Origin of the sequence: Streptomyces spororaveus, from assembly GCF_016755875.1 — a bacterium.
Taxonomy (GTDB): domain Bacteria; phylum Actinomycetota; class Actinomycetes; order Streptomycetales; family Streptomycetaceae; genus Streptomyces; species Streptomyces spororaveus.
Map to the genome: position 1 here is coordinate 5,038,696 of NZ_BNED01000005.1, position 19,793 is coordinate 5,058,488.

Genomic DNA, 19,793 nt, shown 5'->3' on the forward strand with positions numbered 1-19,793 from the left:
CATGTCGATCGTGCTCACGCGTTCGTCCCGTCGCGCCAGTCGATCCACCGGCGGAGCGTGCCGAGGTCGAAATCGGGGCCGCCGGCGCCGACGATGAACAGCGAGACGCCGAGTTCCCGCAGCTCGGGCCCCATTTCCCGCGGGTCGCCCTCGTGGGCGGCCAGGCCGGACACGCTCGTCGACACCTCGATCTCGGCCGGATCCCGGCCGACGTCCGCGCAGTGCTTGTGCAGGACGGACAGCTTGTGCCGGATGGTCGCCGGGTCGTGGAAGGCGTGCCAGATGTCCGCGTGTTCGGCCACCAGGCGCAGGGTGCGCTTCTCGCCGCCCCCGCCGAGCAGCAGGGGCAGCCGCCCGGCCGGAGCCGGATTGAGGTTCGACAGCCGGGACTTCACCCGGGGGATCGCAGCGGCGAGCTCCCGGAGCCGCTCGCCGTCGGAGCCGAACGGATAGCCGTAGCCGGTGAAGTCCTTCTCGCACCATCCGGAGCCGAGACCGAGCATGGCCCGTCCGCCGCTGATGTGGTCGACCGTGCGGGCCATGTCCGCGAGCAGATCGGGATTGCGGTACCCGACACAGCTCACCAGCGGCCCGAGCTGCACCGTGGAGGTGGACTCGGCCAGCGCCGCGAGGACCGTCCAGCATTCGAAGTGCTTGCCTTCCGGCTCTCCGGTGAGCGGGAAGAAGTGGTCCCAGATGAAGATCGCGTCCGCGCCGAGCGCCTCGGCCTCGGCCGCGGTCCGCCGGATCGTCGCGTAGTCGGCGTGCTCGGGCTGCAGCTGCAGCCCGATGCGTACGGGACGCCCGCTCATGCCGGCCTGCTGTACTCGGCGAAGGTCAGCTCGGTGAACAGCTCCGACCGGTCCGGCGCCAGGTTCAGCTCCCGGGCCCGCCGCAGCATGTAACGCCAGTACGGCTTGACCGGCGGCCACAGCGGGCCGACCTCGCAGTAGGAGGCGTCGACGAAGTAGCGGGGCTTGCCCAGCACACCCGGGCGGGGCCGGCGGGCGTGGAACAGCGCCGAGTGCAGTACGACGGTGCTGCCCGGGGGCAGCTCCTCCAGCACGACCTCACCGGGCAGCGGCTCGGTGCCCAGGTGCGCGCGGGCCGTCTTGTCCACGCGCTCGCGGTGCGAACCGGGCAGCACGACGAGCGAGGAGGTGTCGGTGCTCAGGCCGTCCAGGTAGTGCAGGGCGTGGATCATGGTCGCGGAGCGGTCGGTCTGCGTGCTGTGCTCGTAGTCGTGGTGCCACGGCTTGCCGGGGATGTCCGGGGCCTGGCGGTCGCTGTGCAGGTGGTGGAAGGCGTAGGGCGCGCCCACCAGCTGGTCGAGTATCTCCAGCAGCGGGGACCAGGTGATCAGCTCGCCGTGGGCGGGCAGTTCCAGCTCCATGACCGGCGGCACGCCGAACTTCTCCGGGTCCTTCACCGAGTCGATGGAACGCGCCCGCAGGCCGTCGTCCACCCACCGGTCGACCTCGTGCCTCATCCGGGCGACCAGGTCCCGATCGAGGAAGCCGGGCAGGACCAGGTAGCCGAGCTCCTGGAACTGCCGCAGCTGATCGGGACGCAATGCGGCCGGCTTGTCGTGGGCGAGCAGAAGAGCGTTCGGTGTCATCGCATTACCCCCATTGTTTTCTGCGGATTGGTGAAGAACTGATCGGTGAACGCGGAACGGAACTTGCCGTCCGGGTCGTGCTGCTCCGCGAGGCGGACGAAGTCCGCGGCGCGCGGATAGCCGGCGGTGATCCGCTCGGCCGGGGTCTCGGTGAGCTTGGCCCAGTGCGGCCGGGCGCCCAGGGGCATCAGCTGCTCCTCGACGGCGGCGATCACCGGTCGTACCGCGGGCAGGTCCTTGAGCCAGGTGAAGTGGAAGGTGACGGTGTCCCGTCCGTAGGCGGAGCTCAGCCACAGGTCGTCGCCGCGGACCGTGCGCACCTCGGCGATGTGCAGCACCGGCGCGATCCGGTCGCCCAGGGCCCGGAGCGCGGCGAACGCGGCGGCCGCCAGGCTCCGGGGCACGAAGTACTCCGACTGCAACTCCTCGCCGGCGCCCGGCGTGAGCTCGGGCGGGAAGTGCGGCAGCCGCTGGTACCAGGGGCCGGGCACGCCCAGCTGCTCGGTGCTGGAACCGGGATCGACCCCGGGCACCGGGTGCATCGGCGCGGCCGCCCCGCGTCCGCGGCCCCAGCCGGAGTCGGGCCGGTCGGTACGGCGCTTGAGCCACACCGAGCCGTGGCCGCTGCGCCAGTCGGTGAACAGGCTGACGCTGTAGGCCGCACCGAACACCGCGTCCAGGTCGGCGGCGACCTCGTCCAGCGGCACGTCCGGGCAGACCGTCTGCGCCACCTGGTAGGCGGGTTCGAGGTCCAGGGTGAGCCGGGTGACCACGCCCAGTGCTCCCAGCGCCACCACCGCGCCGGCGAACTCCGGGTGGGTGTCCCGGCGCAGTTCGACCAGGTCGCCCTGCGGACCGACGAGTTCCAGTGCGGACACCGCCGCGGCCAGACAGCGCTGGCTGTCCCCCGAACCGTGGGTTCCGGTGGCGACGGATCCGGCCACCGAAATGTGCGGCAGGGAGGCCATGTTGCCCAGCGCCCAGCCCGCCCGGTGCAGGTACGGCGCCAGCTCGGCGTAGCGCGTGCCCGCCGCCACCGTCACGGTACCGGCCTGCGGATCCAGCTCCATGGACTCCGGGAGCCCGTCCAGACGTACGAGATCGCCCGTGGTGTCGGCGACCCCGCTGAACGAGTGCCGCGTGCCCAGCGCGCGGATCCGGTCCGTGCCGGCGACGAGCGCACGCAGTGCGTCGACGGTGCGCGGCCGGTGCACCCGGCGCGCGCCGTAGGTCAGGCTGTTCGCCCAGTTGCTCAGCGTCCCGGTCATCGCATGCACCGCCGGCCACCGACGAGCGCGGGTGCGGGTACGGGCGCGTGTGCGCCCAGCTGCTGCTCGACCGGGACGATGCGGAAACCGCGTTCCAGCAGCCCCTCGATCATCGGGGCCAGGGCGGCCACCGTCTGCGAGCGGTCGCCGCCGCTGTCGTGCAGCAGGACGATGGAACCGGGCCGGGCCTGCTCGACCACGCTGGTGGCGATGGTGCCCGCGCCGGGCATGGCCCAGTCGTCGGGGGCCACGTCCCACAGCACCGTGGTCAGTCCCGCTTCCGCGAGCCAGCCCAGCGTCTCCGGGGTGCGCGAGCCGTACGGAGGCCGGAAGAGGGTGGGTGCCCGGCCGCCGGTGGCCGCGGCGATCGCCTCGTTGGTCCGGTCCAGCTGCTCGACGAGCTGGGGCCGCGTCAGTTCGAAGAGCATGGGGTGCGACCAGGTGTGGTTCGCGATGCCGTGGCCCTCCTCCCGCATGCGGGCGAGGTACTCGGGATAGGCCGACGCGTACATGCCGGTGCAGAAGAAGGTGGCCGGCACGTCGTAGCGCTGCAGGACGTCCAGCACCTGCCCGGTGTAGGGCGGCTGCGGGCCGTCGTCGAAGGTCAGCGAGATCTCCCGGCGCTCACCGCTGCCCCGGCTGACGCAGGTACCCCGCCGGGTCCACTCGGCCAGGGCCTGCTCGCTGCCGCGGGCGGACTCCACAAGGTCGCCCTCCCGCCCGGTCTGGGTGCCCCGGTCGCGCTGCAGCCGGGTCAGTGCGCCGAGTCCCCGGAGCGCGGCCGCGGCGATGTCGGCGGCGGGCACCGAGGAGAAGACCGGGCGTTCGCCCAGGTGCTGGGGGTCCGCGCGGTAGACGGTCAGACCCTCGGCCATCATGCGCCCGTCGAGCACCCCGTTGGTGCTGTCGACGACGGCGGCCGGCTCCTCCTCGAAGCCCCGCAGGTAGCCGATCAGTTCGTGGGTGTGCCGGGGTCCGAACCGCCGTGTCGGCCGCCGCTGCTCCCCGTGCTCGTCGATGACGTCCACCGTGAAGCCGTCGGCGCTCCAGGAGATTCCTGAATAGAGCATCTGCCCCCCAGCTTGGCAAATTAGTGTCAACGTGTGTCAGATCTGCCCAGCACAACAGTGCTGGCTGTCGCGCCAGTGCATGCTGCGTGGACCCCACGAGCATTGTTGATTGGCACACTGGTGTCAAGATCTGGCAATTAAGTTGCCTGGGGGTGGCCGCGGCTGGGCGGGAGGTGGTGAGGGAGGTGCGGTGGGCCGGTCACCTGAAAAGCCGAACCCGCGGCCGTCTTCGCCCGGGAAGGGCGGAAGACGGCCGCGGGCGGGGTGCCGCGGGCGAGGATGCGGCCCGGTGGACGATGGCCGGCTGGGGGCGGGTCCGGGGCCGGTGCCTCAGGTCCTCGGGGGGACGAGCATGCGCTCCGAGCCCAGGCCGTTCATCCGGGTGTCCCGGTACATGGTGGTCTCGCCGTCGCTCCAGCGGATGATGAGGTCGTTGGTGAGCCCGTCGCCCGTGAACTGGCCGGTGGTCATGACCTCACTGTGGGTCCACGTCTTGTTGGGGCCGTGGACGGGCTGCTCGGCGCCCAGGCCGCCGGTGGTGGTGCCGACGTAGTTGTTGAGCGCGCCGCTGGACCAGCGGACCATGAGGTCCCACTTCTGGTTGCCGGAGTACTGCCCGGAGGTCAGCAGCGTGGCGTCCTTCCAGGTGCTGTTGGGGTCCTTGAGCTTGTACTCCTGGCCCATGGTGCCGGCGCTCACGTTGGTGAAGAGGCTGAGCTCGCCGTCGGACCAGCGCACCATGAGGTCGGTGACGTAGGTGGAGGCGTTGAACCGGCCGGCGGCGATCTGGGTGGCGTGGCTCCAGATGGACCCGGACGGGGCCATCTCGATCGACGTGCCGAGGCCGTTGGAGCCGACGTCGCCGTGCAGGGTCATCCGTCCGTCGTCCCAGCGGACCATGAGGTCGAACTCGCCGGTGCCGGTGAAATCGCCGGCGGTGATGGTGGCGATGGGCTTCCAGGTGCCGTTGGGCGCCAGGAGCTGGCGCTCCGGCAGGAAGCCGCCCTGGCCGTCACCGGGGAAGAGGGTGACCTCGCCGTCCGTCCAGACCACGAGCAGGCTGCTGCGGCCGTTGCCGGTGAAGTCGCCGGAGGCCATCGCCTTGGCGTGGGTCCACAGGTCCCCGAGGCCGGGCAGGAGGGGGCTGTCCGTGGGTCCCTGGTACGGCGGCCGGGGGAGTTTGTCCGGGTCGCGGCCGGCGCCGGCGTCGTCGTACAGGTCCTGGGCGTCCTTGCCGTACACCGGCGCGTAAGTGATCCAGGAGTGGTTGGCGTCGTCGCCGCCGCCGTAGTACCCGCCGGTGTTGCCGATGACCTTGCCGGTGCGCGTGGCCGCGTCGTAGTCCTTGATCCAGGGGCCGCCGGACACGCCGCTGTAGAACCCGTTGCACAGCATCTGCATCTGCCGGTAACCGGCCAGGCGGGTGGTGGGTACGTCGCAGCGGAAGGCCCGGTGGTCCTTGTTGACGCTCGAACCGGAGGGATAGCCGACGACGGTGACCTTGTGGTCGTACGTGCTGCCCGGCGTGAAGGTGAGCGCCCCGGTGACGTTCTCGGCCTGTCCCTTGCCGTTCGGCTCGACCAGCGCGAAGGCGAGGTCCAGGTCGGAGTCCGCGCCCTTGCTGTTGGAGTGGTAACGGGGGTCTATGTAGACGCCGTTGACCTTGACCGGGAAGATGCCGTGGGGCTGGGCGCCGGGGGCCTTGCCGTGGCGGTACTGCGGCACGAAGACGGCGTGGCTGTTCGGCTTCTTCATGTCGTCCGCGCAGTGGCCCGCGGTGAGCACCATGTTCTTGCCCGCGCTGCGGACGACGCTGCCGGTGCAGGAGGTGTTCGCCTTGCCGACCGAGTCCGCCCCGTAGAAGAACGTCCCCACCATCGGCATGCCGTCGAAGAAGGAGCCGGTGGGGGTGCCCGAGGGGGGTGCGGCCTGTGCGCTGAGCTTGCCCGCGGCCTTTCCGGCCGGGTCCTGGCCGCGTTTGGCGTCGACGGGCACGGCGGCGGCCATGCGTTCGGCCGTCCAGTACGCCTCTTCGGCGCGCAGCCTCTCGGCGGGGGTCTGAGGGGGCGTCGTGGCCGGCTGGGCCGGCGCGGGCGGCGCGGCAGGAGCGGCAGGCACGACCGGCGTGCTGGCGCTCGGGCCCGGGGTGGCGCGGGCCGTCGGCGCGGTGGTGGCGGGGGCCTTCGGCGTCATGGTGGCCGCGGGCTGCGGCTGGACGCCGACCAGGGGAAGGGTGGGGCCAGGGCTCGGGGTGGCGCTCGCGGCGAGAGCCGGTTCGGAGCCCAATAAGGCGCCGATCGCGCCAAGGGCGAAGAAGACGGTGAACCATCTGGATCTCAAAGGACTCTTACTTTCCAGGAGAGGTGCAAGGCGGAGCAACGAGCTGAATTCGTGCGCCAGTTCGATGTCCGGCACGGTATGCAGGGACCAGGAAGATCGTCAACGGAAATGAAATGGGGCCGCATGCGCACGATCGCGATGAGGATCGGCGGGGCCACCGCGCTGTCGTTACTCCTGATGACGCCCGCGGCGAGCGCCCTCGCGGCGCAGGCCGCGGATCCGCCCGCCCCGCTGCCGGTGGGGGCCGAACTGTCCGCCCGCCCCGGTGACCGGCTCACCTTCACGGCACCCCCGCACCTGCCGGGGATCAACGGGGACTGGGTCATTTCCAAGATCTTCGTCCAGCACGGGACGCTGAGGATGGACGATCCCGTCATCACCGCCGTGGCCACCGTGGCGTGTGACACCCCGCCAGGCGTCTACCCGGTGGAGACGACGATGCGCGGCAAGGACGCCGGGGAGGGCAAGGGCAGTCCCTGGGTGACCGTCACGGTCGCGGACATCGGCGCGGAGGAACGCGCGGCCTGCCCCGCGAAGGTCGCGGCCCTCCCCCCGGAGCAGCTGGAGGAGCGCTGGCCCGCCGGAGATTCCTGGCCGCAATCACCGTGGGACGTAAGGACGTTCCGGCCCGGGGCCAAGGTGACGCCCACGGCCTCGGAGCGGGGGAACGAAGAGTCCCTCACTTCGCCGGGCTTCACCGACCGGCCCGTCATGCGCGGGGCCAGGGCGGTCGTGACGGCGACGGCCACGATCCGCTGCGATGCTGGGCCGGGTCTGTACGAGGTCCGCTGGGTGGGCAGGGACGAGGTCTGGGCCCGCTACCGCGTGGCCGAAACCGATGAGGCGACCCGCAGTTCGTGTCGGGACGGGGCGTCGGAACCGGCCGGGGGACGGACACCCTGGCTCGTCGGCGGCGCGGCCGCCGGCCTGGGCGCCGCGGGCGCGGGGGCCTACGTGCTGGCCCGGCGCCGTCGTGGCTCGTTCTCGTCCTCGTCCTCTTCCCTCTGACGCCTGTGCCGTCACCGGTGCTTAGGATTTCCGGATGACCACCACCGCGGGCCTCGACTCCCTCGCGCTGCGGCTCGACCGGCCGGTCCGGGCGCAGCGGCCGCCCGCTGCCGGCGAGGCCCTCGTACGGTACGTGGACGCCGAGGCGCAGGCCCCGTTCGCGGAACGCCTCGCGCCCGACGTGCTCGACGCCGCCGAGCGCCGCCGGGCCGACCGGTTCGTACGCCCCCAGGACCGCGGCTCGTACCTCGTCGCGCACGTGGCGCTGAGGCTGCTGCTGGGTGCCCTGCTCGACACCGCTCCGCGCGATCTGGCCATGACCCGCGAGGCCTGTCCCGAGTGCGGCGGCCCGGACGGCCGTCCGGCCCTCGTGGGCGGCCGCGCCCACTTCTCCCTGTCGCACAGCCGCGACGCGGTCTTCCTCGCCTGCGCGTCCACCCCGGTCGGGGTCGACGTCGAGGCCCTGCCGGCACCGCGGGTGGTGGCGCAGAGCGAGGAGTTCTTCCACCCCGCCGAGTCCGCGGAACTGGCCGCGCTCCCCGAGGCCGGACGCGCCGCGGCGTTCGCCCGCCTGTGGGCGCGCAAGGAGGCCCACCTCAAGGGCACCGGAGCGGGACTGGGGCACGAGGGCAACCGGAACTACCTGGGGACCGGCCCGGCCGGCGATTCCGTCCGCCCGCACTGGTCCCTCACCGACCTGCCGGCCCCCGAGGGTTACGCCGCCGCACTCGCGCTGCGGGCCCCTTCGGCGCATTGGCGCCGTGATCCGCCGGACACCCCCTAGATCTCGGCCACGGCCTCCAGGGGGCCGAGGGCCGACGCGTGGCGGGCCGGGAGCGCGGCCGCCACCACGCCCGTGGCGAGGGAGATCACGCAGACGAGAAGCAGCGTGTCCCAAGGGAGGGCCAACGCGTAGCCCTTCAGCGCGCCGTTGGTCAGCGCGCCGACCGTCCAGGCCCCGAACAGGCCGGTCGTCAGTCCCAGCAGGGTGCCGAAGGCGGCCACCGTCAGGGATTCGAGGCGGATCATCCGGCGGATGCCTGCGCGGTCCATGCCGATGGCGCGCAGGACGCCGATCTCGCGGGTCCGGTCCGAGACCGACATGGCGAGGGTGTTCATGATGCCGAGGGCCGCGATCACACCGCCGATGACGAGCAGTCCGTAGGTCAGGGTCAGCAGGGTGCTCAGGGAACCGGCGGCCTCCCGGACGAGTTCCTTCCGGCTCTGGATCTTCAGGAGCGGGTTCTCGCCGGTGGCGGTACGCAGCCGGTCCTCGGTGGCCCCGTCGTGGGCGCCGCCCCCGGTGCGGACGAGGACGCGCTGGACGGAGCCGGGGGTGAGGCTGTTCCGCTGGACCTCGGTGCGGGCGCCCAGCGCTTCGCGGGCGGTGGGGTTGTCCTCGTAGACCCCGACGACCGTGTACGGGGCGAGGTCCTGGCCGGGCCCGCCGATCCGGGCGTCGATCCGGCCGCCGGTGCTCACGCCGTTCTCCCGGGCGAGGGTGCGCGAGAGGGCGATGCGGCCCGGTCCGAGGTCCTTGAGGGAGCCGCTGACGAAGTCCAGCTTCATCACGGACGGGGCGGCGGCCGGATCGACCCCGGAGATCTCGCGGACGCCACCACCGATGAAGAGGGTGGAGTCGGCGACGGCGGTCGCCGTCCGAACCCCGGGGGCGGCGGTCACCCGTTGCACGGCGGCCGGGTCGATGCCGGCCGAGGCGGTGTGGGTGCTGATCACGTAGTCGGCGCCGAGGCCGGCCGCGGCCCGGCGGTCGAGGGCCTGTCCGGTGGAATGGCCGATGACGGAGAGCCCGGCGACCAGGGCCGTGCTGACCATCAGGGCGGAGGCGGTGGCGGCGGTGCGCCGCGGGTCGCGCAGCGCGTTGCGGTGGGCGAGGTGGCCGGCGATCCCGAGGCGGCCGGTCAGCCGTCCGCCGAGCCGGATCACGGGGACGGCGAGGAGCGGCGCCAGCACGATCACGGCGACGACCAGGAGGGCGCAGCCGGACATCGCGCTCCGCAGGTTCTCCTCGGAGGCGTCCTTCGCCCCCGCGAGCGACAGCAGCAGTCCGGCGCCGAGGGCGAGCAGGAGGGCCCCGGCCGCACCGCGGGCCCGGGAGGCGGCGGCGGTGGGCGGCTGTTCGGCCACGCGCATGGCCTCGACCGGAGCGATGCGCGCGGCCTTGCGGGACGGCAGCCACGCGGCGAGCACGGTGATGCCCACCCCGACGGCGAGCGCGGCCATGACGGGGAGCGGGCCGATCACCAGGGGGCCGCGGGGCAGCGACTCCCCGGCGGTGCCCAGGATCCGTGGCAGTACGGAGGCGATCCCGAGGCCGAGGACGAAACCGAGGGCCGAGGCGGCCAGGCCCAGGAGGACGGCCTCCCACAGCAGGGAGCGGACGACCTGGCGGCGCGTGGCACCGATCGCGCGCAGCAGCGCGATCTCACGGGTGCGCCGGGCGACGAGCATGGTGAAGGTGTTGACGATGAGGAACGACCCGATGAAGAGGGCGACTCCGGCGAAGACCAGCGACAGCTTCTCGTTGCCGCGGGTGAGCGTGTCGACGAGGACGGCCTGCTGGGCGGCCTGGGCGGTGCCGGTGGTGGCCTCGGCCCGGTCGGCGGGGAGCAGTGCGGCGACCCGGCGGGAGAGTTCGGCCTCGCCGCTGCCGGGGGCGGCGGACAGGTCGATCGAGGTGTAGCGGCCCGGGGAGGCGAACAACTGCTGCGCGGTGGCCATGTCGAACAGGGCGAGGGTGCCGCCGGCCGTCACCCGGGTGTCCCGGGTGGTGACGATGCCGACGAGCCGCTTCTTCATGGCCGGGCCGTCCGTGGCCAGGGTGATCTCGGCGCCGATACGGAACCGGCCGGCGGCGGCGGTGCCGCTGTCCACGGCGATCTCATCGCCGCCCCGGGGTGCGCGGCCCTCGGTCAGCGGGTGGCGGCCGTCCTTGCCGTCGGCGCCGGGGACGTAGGCGGCCGCCCGGTGCGCCCAGGTCCTGCCGGTGCGCAGCGGGCTGCCGTCCGCGGCGTTCAGGGTGGCCAGGCCGTCGGCGGACGGCCGTACGGCGGCGACGCCGGGCAGTGCGGCCAGTTTGCGGGCGAGGACGTCGTCGAGCACGGTGGCGTGCTCGTCCCCGGCGGACCCGGCGGACCCGGCGTCCCCGGCGGACCCGGCGGGCCCGGCTGCCGAAGCCGCGCCGGGCGGGGGGTCCTTCGGGGTCACGGTGACCGCGATGTCGGCGTAGTCCTTCGACAGAGCGGCCCGGTGGGCGGCCGTGGAGGAGTCCGCGAAGACGAGGGTGCCGGAGACGAAGGCGACGCCGAGGGTGACGGCGAGCACCGTCATCAGCAGTCGGGCCTTGTGCGCCAGGACGTTGCGCAGGGCTGTTTTCAGCATGGTGAGTGGCTTCCGGGGCGGTGACAGGGGAGGGGCGGGTCAGCTCGTGCGTGCGCGGGTGTCGAACTGCTTCATCCGGTCCAGCACCCGGTCCGGGGTGGGGTGCACCATCTCGTCGACCAGCCGGCCGTCCGAGAGGAAGACGACGCGGTCGGCGAAACCGGCGGCGACCGGGTCGTGGGTCACCATGACCACGGTCTGGCCCAGTTCGCGCACGGAGTCGCGCAGGAAGCCGAGGACCTCGGCCCCGGCGCGGGAGTCGAGATTGCCGGTGGGCTCGTCGCCGAAGACGATCGCGGGCCGGGTGACCAGGGCCCGGGCCACGGCGACGCGCTGCTGCTGCCCGCCGGAGAGCTGTCCGGGCCGGTGGTCCAGCCGCTCGCCGAGGCCGACCATGGACACCACGCGGTCCAGCCACTGCCGGTCGGGGCGGCGCCCGGCGATGGACAGGGGCAGGGTGATGTTCTCCAGCGCGGTCAGGGTGGGCAGCAGGTTGAACGCCTGGAAGATGAAGCCGACCCGGTCCCGGCGCAGCTCGGTGAGCTGCCGGTCGCCCAGCGGGCCCAGTTCGGTGGTGCCGATGCGGACGGAGCCGGAACTGGCGGAGTCGAGGCCGGCGGCGCAGTGCATCAGGGTGGACTTGCCGCAGCCGGAGGGACCCATGATCGCGGTGAACTCGGCCTCCCGGAAGGAGACGCTGACTCCCTCCAGGGCCACCACGCGGGTGTCGCCACTGCCGTAGACCTTCGACAGGTCGGTGGTGGAGGCCGCGATACCGGGCATCGGTCGGGAGGAGAAGGGGTCGGCGGTCACGGGGACTCCACTTCGGGTGCGTGCGGTGCGAAAGGGGTGCACGCCGAAGGGTGTCGGGGGGACGTATCAGGGCCGGGGCGGGCGTGTATCGGCTTCCGCGCCGTTGCGCGTCAGTCGTGTGGGGCGGCCGGGCGGCCGGTCGGTCAGTGCGGGAGCCGCAGGGTGGCGACCGCGCCGCCGTCCGGGGCGTTGTCCAGGCGCAGTTCGGCACCGAGCACGCGGGCCTGGCCCAGGGCGATGGTCAGGCCGAGGCCGTGTCCCGCGCCCCGCTCCGCGGCGCCCGTACGGAAGCGGCGCGGGCCGTCGAGCAGCAGGTCGGCGGGGAAACCGGGGCCGTGGTCGCGGACGACGACGGTCCGGCCCTCGACGGTGACCCGCACCGGGGTGCGGCCGTGCCGGTGCGCGTTGACGACGAGGTTGCCGACGATCCGCTCCAGACGGCGCGGATCGGTCTCCACGGTCTCCGTAGTCTCCCCGGTCTCCCCGGCCGATGCCGGCGACCCGTGCGGCCCGTGCGGCGCCCCGGTGACGGTGACCTCCGTGTCGAGGCCGGTGCGGGCCACCGCCTCGGCGACCACCGCGGCGAGCGGGACCCGGACGCGTACCGGCGCCTCCGCGCCCGCGTCCAGCCGGGAGATCTCCAGCAGGTCCTCGACGAGGGCGCGCAGATCCCGTACGCGGGCCCGGAGCAGGTCCTCCGTCTCGCCGGGCGGCAGCAGGTCGGTGGCGGCCAGCAGACCGCCGACCGGGGTGCGCAGCTCGTGGGCCACGTCCGCCGTGAACTGACGCTCCACGCGCAGCCGTCGGCCGAGGCTGTCGGCCATGAGGTCGACGGTGGCGGCGATGTCGGTCACCTCGTCGCGGCCCCTGGCCCGACCCAGTGCGGGGCCGGTACGGGCGTCGAGGTCCCCGGCGGAGATCCGGGCCGCGGTCCCGGCGACCCGGCGCAGGCGGCGGGCGACCAGCCCGGCCCCGTAGACCGCCAGGGGCAGCGCCGCCGCGAGCGAGACGAGGGAGGCCACCGCCACGCTCGCGTCGAGGCGGCGCAGGTCGTACAGCTGCGGGCTCATGTTGATCCGGACGGCCAGCACCGGGCTGCCCGGGCCGCCGACCCGCTGGGTGCCCCAGACGCTCGGCCCGAGGTTCCCCTCGACGCGCCCGTCGTAGGCCACCCGCCGGTCGCCGTCGGCCGGGTGGCGCAGTGCGCGGGGCAGGTCGGCCGGATCGAGCTCGGCGCCGCCCGGCAGCGTTCCGGTGCGCCGGTAGACGTCCATGGCGGAGTACACCGTGTTGGTGGCTTCCATCTCGGCCCGGTCGCGGATGTCCATCGCGGTCCACAGGTGGACGAGGACGCCCACCGCCAGGGCGACCAGGGAGGCCGTGGCCGCCGCCAGCGCGGCGATCTTCCAGCGCAGGGGCACACGGGCCGGCCACCACGGCCGGTGCGGGGGATGCACCGGCCTCAGCGCCTGAGCTTGTAGCCGAAGCCGCGGACCGTCTCGATCCGCTCCCGGCCCAGTTTCTTGCGCAGCCGCTGTACGGCCAGGTCCACGACGCGGCTGTCACCGTCCCAGCCGTACTCCCAGACGTTGCGCAGCAGGGTGTGCCGTTCCAGCACGATGCCCGGGTGGGCGGCGAACTCCAGCAGGAGTTTCAGCTCGGTCGGGGTGAGCGCCACGGGGCTTCCCGAGAGGAACACCTCCATCCCGCCGGTGTCGATGGTGAGGTCCCCGAAGACCAGTACGCCGTCCTGGCCGGCGGCGGTCGCGGTGCCCGGGGCGGGTGCGTAGGCCGCCCGCCGCAGCAGCGAACGGATGCGGGCCACGAGTACGTACGTGTCCACGGGCTTGACCACGTAGTCGTCGGCGCCGGCCTCCAGGCCGGCGACGACATCGAGGCCGTCGCCGCGGGCGGACATCATCAGCACCGGTACCAGGCTGGTCTCGCGGACCCGGCGGCACAGCCCGATCCCGTCGAGGCCGGGCAGCATCACGTCCAGGATCAGCAGGTCGAAGCCGTCGTCGTCGCGGAAGTGCTCCAGCCCGGTCAGTCCGTCGGCCGCGGCCGTGACCCGGTAGCCGTAGCGCCCGAGGGCGACGCCGAAGGACCGGCGCATCAGCTCGTCGTCCTCGACCAGCAGCACGCGGACCGGCGGCGGGGATTCCGGGGCCGGGGCGGGCGAGGGCACGGGCGGGACTCCTGTTCGTACGGGCCGGGCGGAGCGCCGTTCCGGCATGCACCCACACACGCTGCGGCCGGCGACCGGAAAGGAACGATACGGGAGGCGCCGGGCGCGGGAACCGCTGCCGGGGCCGGGCGCGCGATCCGATCGGCACCCGAGCGCCGGCCGATACACGGCGGATACAAAGGACCGGGAAGAACGCGGGACCGGGAAGGGCCTGGCCGGATGCGTGGGTTGTACGGCAGAAAACCGACCGTTCTCGGGGACGGGCCCCGGCCGGCCGCTGCATAGTCTGATCATCGGTCGATCAGGATCCGTACCGGGGGTCCACGGAGCGAGGAGAAACACACTGATGAGCGGATCGCGTGTCCTTTCCTTCGGGCACTATCAGCCGTCAAAAGTCTTGACCAATGCCGAACTTGAGCAAATGGTCGACACCACCGACGCATGGATTCAGAGCCGGGTCGGGATCAGGACGCGCCGGGTGGCGGCCGAGGACGAGTCGGTCGCGGACATGGCTGCGAAGGCCGCCGAGCACGCCCTGGCCAACGCCGGACTCACCGGTGCGGACATCGACTTCGTCGTCGTGGCCACCTGTACGGCGCTCGACCGCTCGCCCAACACGGCGGCCCGGGTGGCGGCCGCGGTCGGAGCGCAGGCTCCCGCCGCCCTCGACGTGAACACGGCCTGCTCCGGCTTCCCGCACGCCATGGCCCTGGCCGACCAGAGCATACGGACGGGCTCCGCCACGAAGGCCCTGGTCATCGGCGTGGAGAAGCTCACCGACTTCGCCGACTGGACCGACCGCACCACCTGTGTGCTCATCGGTGACGGCGCGGGCGCGGCCGTCGTCGTCGCCTCCGAGGAGCCGGAGATCAGCCCGGTCGTGTGGGGGTCCGTACCCGAGATGGGCCGGGCCGTACGCATCGAGGCGCCCTCCAACACCTTCGCCCAGGAAGGGCAGTCGGTCTACCGCTGGGCCACCACGGCGCTCCCGCGGGTCGCCCTCCAGGTCTGCGAGCGGGCCGGCGTGAAGCCCGAGGAACTGGGCGGTGTCGTCCTGCACCAGGCCAACCTGCGGATCATCGAACCCCTGGCGCGCAAGATCGGGGCGGTCAACGCCGTCATCGCCAAGGACGTCGTCGACTCGGGCAACACCTCGGCCGCGAGCATCCCGCTGGCCCTGTCCAAACTCATCGAGCGGGGTGAGATCGAGAAGGGATCGCCCGTGCTGCTCTTCGCGTTCGGCGGGGGCCTGTCCTACGCCGGCCAGATCATCAACTGCCCGTGACCGGCCCCGGCGGACCGGGGGCGATGGCATCCCCGCACGTGCCGTGGTGGCCGCTGCTGCGGCTGCGCGAGGCACCCGCGCCCCGGGCGCGGCTCCTGGTGTTCCCGCATTCCGGGGCGGGCCCCAACACCCTGTTCCCCCTGGTCGAGCCGCTGCCCGGCCATGTGGAGGTGCTGGGGCTCTCGCTGCCCGGGCGGGAGCGCCGGTTCGGCGAGCCGCCCGGCTGCCGGCTCGACCAGGTCCTGGACTCCGTGGCCGACGAGGTGCTCGGCCGTGACCCGCTGCCCACGGTGGTCTTCGGGCACAGCCTCGGCGCGCTCCTCGCCACCCGCGCCGCGCGCCTGCTCGGCCCGCACTGCCGGGCCGCCGTCGTCAGCGGGCAGGTCCCCGGCCGGACCCCGCGCCGGGCCCATGCGGCCACCACCGACCAGGACGCCGTCCGGCTGCTGCGGGACGGCGGGGGCACGCCGGAGTGGGTGCTGCACGACCCGGACATGCTGGCGCACGTGACGCGGGTGCTGCGGGCGGACCTCGAACTCGGCCGGGAGGCCGCGGCGGGGTTCGCGGACGTACGGCTCGACGTGCCCCTGCACGTGCTGGGCGGCACGGCGGACCCCCTGGTCCCGCACGAGCCGCTGGACGGCTGGGCCGGCCACACGACCGGGGCGTGCCAGGTGCACCGGTTCGACGGCGACCACTTCTTCCTGCTGGCCGCCGAGCACCGCCCCACGGTCGTGGACGTACTGCGCCGGGCGCTCGCGGAGGACTGACCGGAGGGCCGGAGCCACGTGGCACCCGGCACTCCGGCCCTCCGGTCCCGTCCCGGCCCGGCGGGACCCCGGCGGGAGGTGGTCAGGGCCGGATGATGCGGACCTGGTAACTGCCGTTGCGCAGTTCACCCACCACGGACACGCTGATGCCCGCCTTCTCGTCGGTGAAGGTCTCGCCCGGCCGGAACGGCGCGTCCGAGAGCTCCGCGTGCACATTGGGCCGCCGGGTGCAGCCGCCGCTCGTGCTCGCGCTGTCCGACACGGTGATCGGGCCGTGCCCGGTGTCCACGTCGGAGTCCACCTTGTAGATGAGGACGCCCGGCTTGCAGACGGCCTCGTCGTTCCCGGCCCGGGTGCGCACCTCCACCGCGTACCCGGCGCTCTCCGACAGCGGGATGAAGGCCAGCTTGGTGCCGCCCCGTGTCCCCAGCGGGGCCAGGGTGTGGTCGCTGGTGCCGGACTTGGCCGCGCAGCTGATCTGCGTGCTGTCCAGCCATCCCAGCTTCCACTTGTGCCAGCCCATGAGGTCGTTATTGGCACCCCAGTCCTCGCTCATGATGTCCCAGTGCCCGACCGTGCTCCCGCCGTCGGAGGTGTAGAGGTCGGGCAGTCCGAAGACGTGCCCGTTCTCGTGGGGGAGCACCCGGTAACCGGTCTCCCGGTAGGTGCCGGAGCCGTCGTCCTGCCGGCTGTAGACGAAGGACGTGTTGGCCAGCGGCACCCCGTCGGCGACCGGCGCCTCACCGTTGCCCGAGAAGGTCACCGACAGGACGGTGTCCAGGGCGGACGGCCCGGCGTTCGGCGTGACCAGGATGTTGATCAGGTCGTACCGGGCGAAGTCCACCTCGGGATCGGCGGCCTTCGCTATGTGCTCGACGAGCTGCCGGTAGCCCGGCTCGTACGCGGACCCGCGCTCGATCCCGTACGCGGCGAAGGGCATCGGCATCCGCAGCCAGCCCTTTATCGGAGCCTCGGCCCGGTAGGCCAGCCGGCCGTAGGAACTGGTGCGGAACCATTCGGCCGTCTGGGGGAAGAACTCCGCCATCCGGTCCGCCGCCGTGCCCTCGCCCTTGGCGTCGGGGAAGTCGATCATCAGGTTCAGGGCCCGGATCTCGCCGGTCGAGCGCGAGTACCCGGGCGGGGTCGGCATCCCCTCGGACATCTGCACCCCCATGGTCCCCGCGATCCGGCAGGGCGCGAGAGCCGACTCGACGGTCGTGGCCACCGCTCCGGCCGCCGAGTTGCCGCGACCGGATATGCCCGTGCTCGCCGTCGTCGTGACGCCGAGGGCCAGCGCGGTCAGGCCGATGTACGCGCTGGTGCGGCATGGTCTGCGTATCCGGTGGCGGGTCTGCGGCATGGAGATCGCCTTCGGGTCCGCGGCAGCCGGCCCTGCCCGGTCTGCGCTCTGTTCGATCACCCTCCGCCGGGCGTGGCGCGCCCGCGCGCCGGAAGAGGCCGAACGTGGACACGCCGGTGACTCAGGTCACACGCGGGGGTGAAATAACCGGGGACCGGATCCCCGTTTGCATGTGAGTCCCGCTAAGCGGGGAGCGGCTCCCCGTTTGGTCGGGGTGGCCGAGTCGCAAGCCCACGAGTCCGCGCCAGGGAGGCCCCGGAATGAAGAGCTCCACCAGCATCGCCCCGGCGGCCCGGCCCGCCCCCGCGGTCACCGTGGACCCGACCCCGGCGCCGACCCCGACCTCGACCCCGGCGCCCGCGGCGACGGCCGTCCCGCGGCCGCGCGCCGACGCCGTGCGCAACCGCGAGCGGATTCTGGCGGCGGCCCGCGAGGCCTTCGTCGAATCCGGCTCGGGGGCCCCCTTCGACGAGGTGGCCCGTCGGGCCGGCATCGGCAATGCCACGCTCTACCGGCACTTCCCCGACCGCCCCACCCTCGTCCACCACGTCGTTCTCTTCACGATGGGCCGGGTGACGGCCTCGGCCGAGGCCTCCCTCGCCGAGGAGCCCGACGCCTTCGCCGCCCTGTGCCGGTTCACGCACGCCGCCGCCGACGAGCGGATCGGCGCCCTGTGCCCGATGCTCGCCGACGGCTTCGACGGCGAGCACCCCGAACTCCTCGCGGCGCGCACCGCGTTGGAGGAGGCCGTCGTCACCCTGCTGACCGCGGGCCAGGACGCCGGACTGGTCCGCACGGACATCGGCGCCGGTGATCTGATGGTGGCCCTCTCCCAGCTCAGTCGCCCCCTCCCGGGTACCGGCTGCCTGGACACCGACCGCTTCGCCCACCGTCATCTCCAGCTCTTCCTCGACGGGTTGCGAGCCCCGGCCCACTCCGAACTCCCCGGTTCGGCGGCCACGTTGGACGACCTGCGGCAGAAAACCATGTGACGCGCACAGAGCTTAGAAACCAGCCTTTTTCAGTCATTCCGCACAGTGAGTGGGTACCTCCATGTCAAAAACCGCCGCGAGTCTCGCGCCGGCCGCCGATCCCAGCCGCTGGAAGGCACTCGTCTTCATAGCCCTGGCGCAGCTGATGGTCGTCCTCGACGCGACCATCGTGAACATCGCCCTCCCCTCCGCCCAGACCGACCTCGGCATCTCGGACGCCAACCGCCAGTGGGTCATCACCGCGTACGCGCTGGCCTTCGGCGGACTGCTCCTCTTCGGCGGCCGCATCGCCGACAAGTGGGGCCGTAAGAACGCCTTCATCGTCGGCCTCATCGGCTTCGCCCTGGCCTCCGCGCTCGGCGGCGCCGCGAACGGCCAGGCCATGATGCTCGGCGCCCGCGCCCTCCAGGGTGCCTTCGGCGCGCTGCTCGCCCCGGCGGCCCTGTCGCTGCTCGCCGTTATGTTCACCGACGCCAAGGAGCGCGCCAAGGCCTTCGGCATCTACGGAGCCATCGCGGGTGGCGGCGGCGCCGTCGGCCTGATCCTCGGCGGCTTCCTGACCGAGTACCTCAACTGGCGCTGGACCTTCTTCGTCAACATCCCCTTCGCGATCGTCGCGGCCGCGGGTGCCTGGATGGTCATCCGCGAGCCCGCCGGGTCCCGCAACCGCGCGCCGCTCGACATCCCGGGCGTGGTCCTGTCCACCACCGGTCTCGTGGCCCTCGTGTACGGCTTCACCCGCGCCGAGTCGGCCGGCTGGTCGAACGCGGTCACCGTGGCCATGTTCGCCGCCTCGGCGGTCCTGCTGGCGGCGTTCGTCCTCGTCGAGTCCAAGGTGAAGTCCCCGCTGCTGCCGCTGCGTGTCCTGCTGGAGCGCAACCGCGGCGGCGTCTACCTCTCGCTCGGCCTCGCCGTCATCTCGATGTTCGGCCTGTTTCTCTTCCTCACCTACTACCTGCAGGTCGTGAAGGGCTTCTCGCCCGTCAAGACCGGCTTCGCCTTCCTGCCGATGATCGCGGGCATGATCACGGGCTCCACCCAGATCGGCGCCCGGCTGATGACCCGCGTCCCGCCGCGCCTGCTGATGGGCCCGGGCTTCCTGGTCGCCGGACTCGGCATGCTGCTGCTGACCCAGCTGGAGGTCGGGTCCTCGTACCCGGCGCTGATCCTGCCGGCGCAGCTGCTGCTCGGCCTCGGCATGGGTACGGCGTTCATGCCGGCGATGTCCCTGGCCACGCACGGGGTGAACCCGGCCGACGCCGGTGTCGCCTCCGCCATGGTCAACACCTCGCAGCAGGTCGGCGGCGCCATCGGCACCGCACTGCTGAACACCATCGCCGCCTCGGCGACCACCGCCTACCTGGCCGACCACGCGGCCGAGGCCGCGGCGGGCGGCCCGGCCGGGCAGCTGATCCAGGCCCAGGCCATGGTCGAGGGCTACGCGTCCGCCATCTGGTGGGCGGTCGGCATCCTGATCGCCAGCTCGGTCATCGCGCTGACGCTGATCAACACCGGCCGTCCGGGCGCCGGCGGCCCCGTGGCCTCCGGTTCCGGCGAGGAGGCCGAGCTCAAGGTCCCGGTGATCGCCCACTGACCAGGCCCTTCGGGGGCCCGCGGGAATGACTGGGGAATGACTGACGACCCCGTCTCGTTCAAATTTGAACGAGACGGGGTTAGTC

General features: G+C 72.8%; 16 protein-coding genes. 6 read left to right on the forward strand and 10 right to left on the reverse strand.

Features of this window, described 5'->3' with window-relative positions; genetic code table 11:
* Nucleotides 1-14: 14 nt before the first annotated feature.
* From Sspor_RS25195 to Sspor_RS25215, 5 genes are all read right to left on the reverse strand, one after another.
* Nucleotides 15-812 (reverse strand): LLM class F420-dependent oxidoreductase, encoded by a 798-nt coding sequence (locus Sspor_RS25195; protein ID WP_202201155.1) that lies wholly within the window; start codon nt 810-812, stop codon nt 15-17.
* Complete coding sequence (locus Sspor_RS25200; protein WP_202201156.1) at nt 809-1,618, reverse strand: phytanoyl-CoA dioxygenase family protein; 810 nt, start codon at nt 1,616-1,618, stop codon at nt 809-811. Before Sspor_RS25200 ends, Sspor_RS25195 begins: the two co-directional genes overlap by 4 nt.
* The gene (locus Sspor_RS25205) at nt 1,615-2,886 is read right to left on the reverse strand and encodes an FAD-binding protein (RefSeq protein WP_202201157.1); all 1,272 of its coding nucleotides are present in this window, start codon (nt 2,884-2,886) and stop codon (nt 1,615-1,617) included. The genes Sspor_RS25200 and Sspor_RS25205 overlap by 4 nt, the downstream gene beginning before the upstream one ends.
* On the reverse strand, nt 2,883-3,956 hold the full coding sequence (locus Sspor_RS25210; RefSeq protein ID WP_202201158.1) for a polysaccharide deacetylase family protein: 1,074 nt from the start codon (nt 3,954-3,956) through the stop codon (nt 2,883-2,885). Before Sspor_RS25210 ends, Sspor_RS25205 begins: the two co-directional genes overlap by 4 nt.
* Nucleotides 3,957-4,286: 330 nt before the next feature.
* Nucleotides 4,287-6,296: a trypsin-like serine peptidase gene (locus Sspor_RS25215; protein WP_237404017.1), complete on the reverse strand. Its 2,010-nt coding sequence runs from the start codon at nt 6,294-6,296 to the stop codon at nt 4,287-4,289.
* Nucleotides 6,297-6,419: 123 nt separating this feature from the next.
* Between Sspor_RS25215 and Sspor_RS25220 the strand changes: the two genes are divergently transcribed.
* On the forward strand, nt 6,420-7,304 hold the full coding sequence (locus Sspor_RS25220; protein WP_202201159.1) for a hypothetical protein: 885 nt from the start codon (nt 6,420-6,422) through the stop codon (nt 7,302-7,304).
* 34 nt (nt 7,305-7,338) lie between these two features.
* A complete protein-coding gene (locus Sspor_RS25225) occupies nt 7,339-8,088 on the forward strand; it encodes a 4'-phosphopantetheinyl transferase family protein (protein ID WP_202201160.1) in 750 nt (249 codons plus the stop codon).
* On the opposite strand, the gene Sspor_RS25230 is transcribed toward Sspor_RS25225, so the two are convergent.
* From Sspor_RS25230 to cseB, 4 genes are all read right to left on the reverse strand, one after another.
* Nucleotides 8,085-10,706 (reverse strand): ABC transporter permease, encoded by a 2,622-nt coding sequence (locus Sspor_RS25230; protein ID WP_202201161.1) that lies wholly within the window; start codon nt 10,704-10,706, stop codon nt 8,085-8,087. The two genes, Sspor_RS25225 and Sspor_RS25230, sit on opposite strands and share 4 nt — an antisense overlap.
* A 39-nt stretch (nt 10,707-10,745) precedes the next feature.
* On the reverse strand, nt 10,746-11,489 hold the full coding sequence (locus Sspor_RS25235) for an ABC transporter ATP-binding protein (RefSeq protein ID WP_202203849.1): 744 nt from the start codon (nt 11,487-11,489) through the stop codon (nt 10,746-10,748).
* 173 nt (nt 11,490-11,662) lie between these two features.
* Nucleotides 11,663-12,940, reverse strand: a complete 1,278-nt coding sequence (locus Sspor_RS25240; RefSeq protein ID WP_237404018.1) for a sensor histidine kinase — start codon at nt 12,938-12,940, stop codon at nt 11,663-11,665.
* A gap of 41 nt (nt 12,941-12,981) precedes the next feature.
* Nucleotides 12,982-13,755 (reverse strand): two-component system response regulator CseB, encoded by a 774-nt coding sequence (gene cseB / locus Sspor_RS25245; RefSeq protein WP_202201162.1) that lies wholly within the window; start codon nt 13,753-13,755, stop codon nt 12,982-12,984.
* A gap of 298 nt (nt 13,756-14,053) precedes the next feature.
* Here cseB and Sspor_RS25250 point away from each other — a divergent pair, with 298 nt between their 5' ends.
* Nucleotides 14,054-14,992 carry a beta-ketoacyl-ACP synthase III gene (locus tag Sspor_RS25250; RefSeq protein ID WP_202201163.1) on the forward strand — a complete coding sequence of 313 codons (939 nt, stop codon included), beginning with the start codon at nt 14,054-14,056 and terminating at the stop codon, nt 14,990-14,992.
* Nucleotides 14,993-15,015: 23 nt separating this feature from the next.
* Nucleotides 15,016-15,762, forward strand: a complete 747-nt coding sequence (locus Sspor_RS25255; RefSeq protein WP_202201164.1) for a thioesterase II family protein — start codon at nt 15,016-15,018, stop codon at nt 15,760-15,762.
* Nucleotides 15,763-15,844: 82 nt separating this feature from the next.
* Here Sspor_RS25255 and Sspor_RS25260 read toward each other — a convergent pair whose 3' ends face one another.
* Nucleotides 15,845-17,122, reverse strand: coding sequence for a M6 family metalloprotease domain-containing protein (locus Sspor_RS25260; RefSeq protein WP_202201165.1), 1,278 nt, complete (start codon nt 17,120-17,122; stop codon nt 15,845-15,847).
* 260 nt (nt 17,123-17,382) lie between these two features.
* On the opposite strand from Sspor_RS25260, the gene Sspor_RS25265 reads away from it, so the two are divergent.
* Both Sspor_RS25265 and Sspor_RS25270 read left to right on the forward strand, forming a co-directional pair.
* A complete protein-coding gene (locus Sspor_RS25265) occupies nt 17,383-18,114 on the forward strand; it encodes a TetR/AcrR family transcriptional regulator (RefSeq protein ID WP_202201166.1) in 732 nt (243 codons plus the stop codon).
* 61 nt (nt 18,115-18,175) lie between these two features.
* On the forward strand, nt 18,176-19,708 hold the full coding sequence (locus Sspor_RS25270; protein WP_202201167.1) for an MFS transporter: 1,533 nt from the start codon (nt 18,176-18,178) through the stop codon (nt 19,706-19,708).
* The last annotated feature ends 85 nt before the right edge of the window (nt 19,709-19,793 follow it).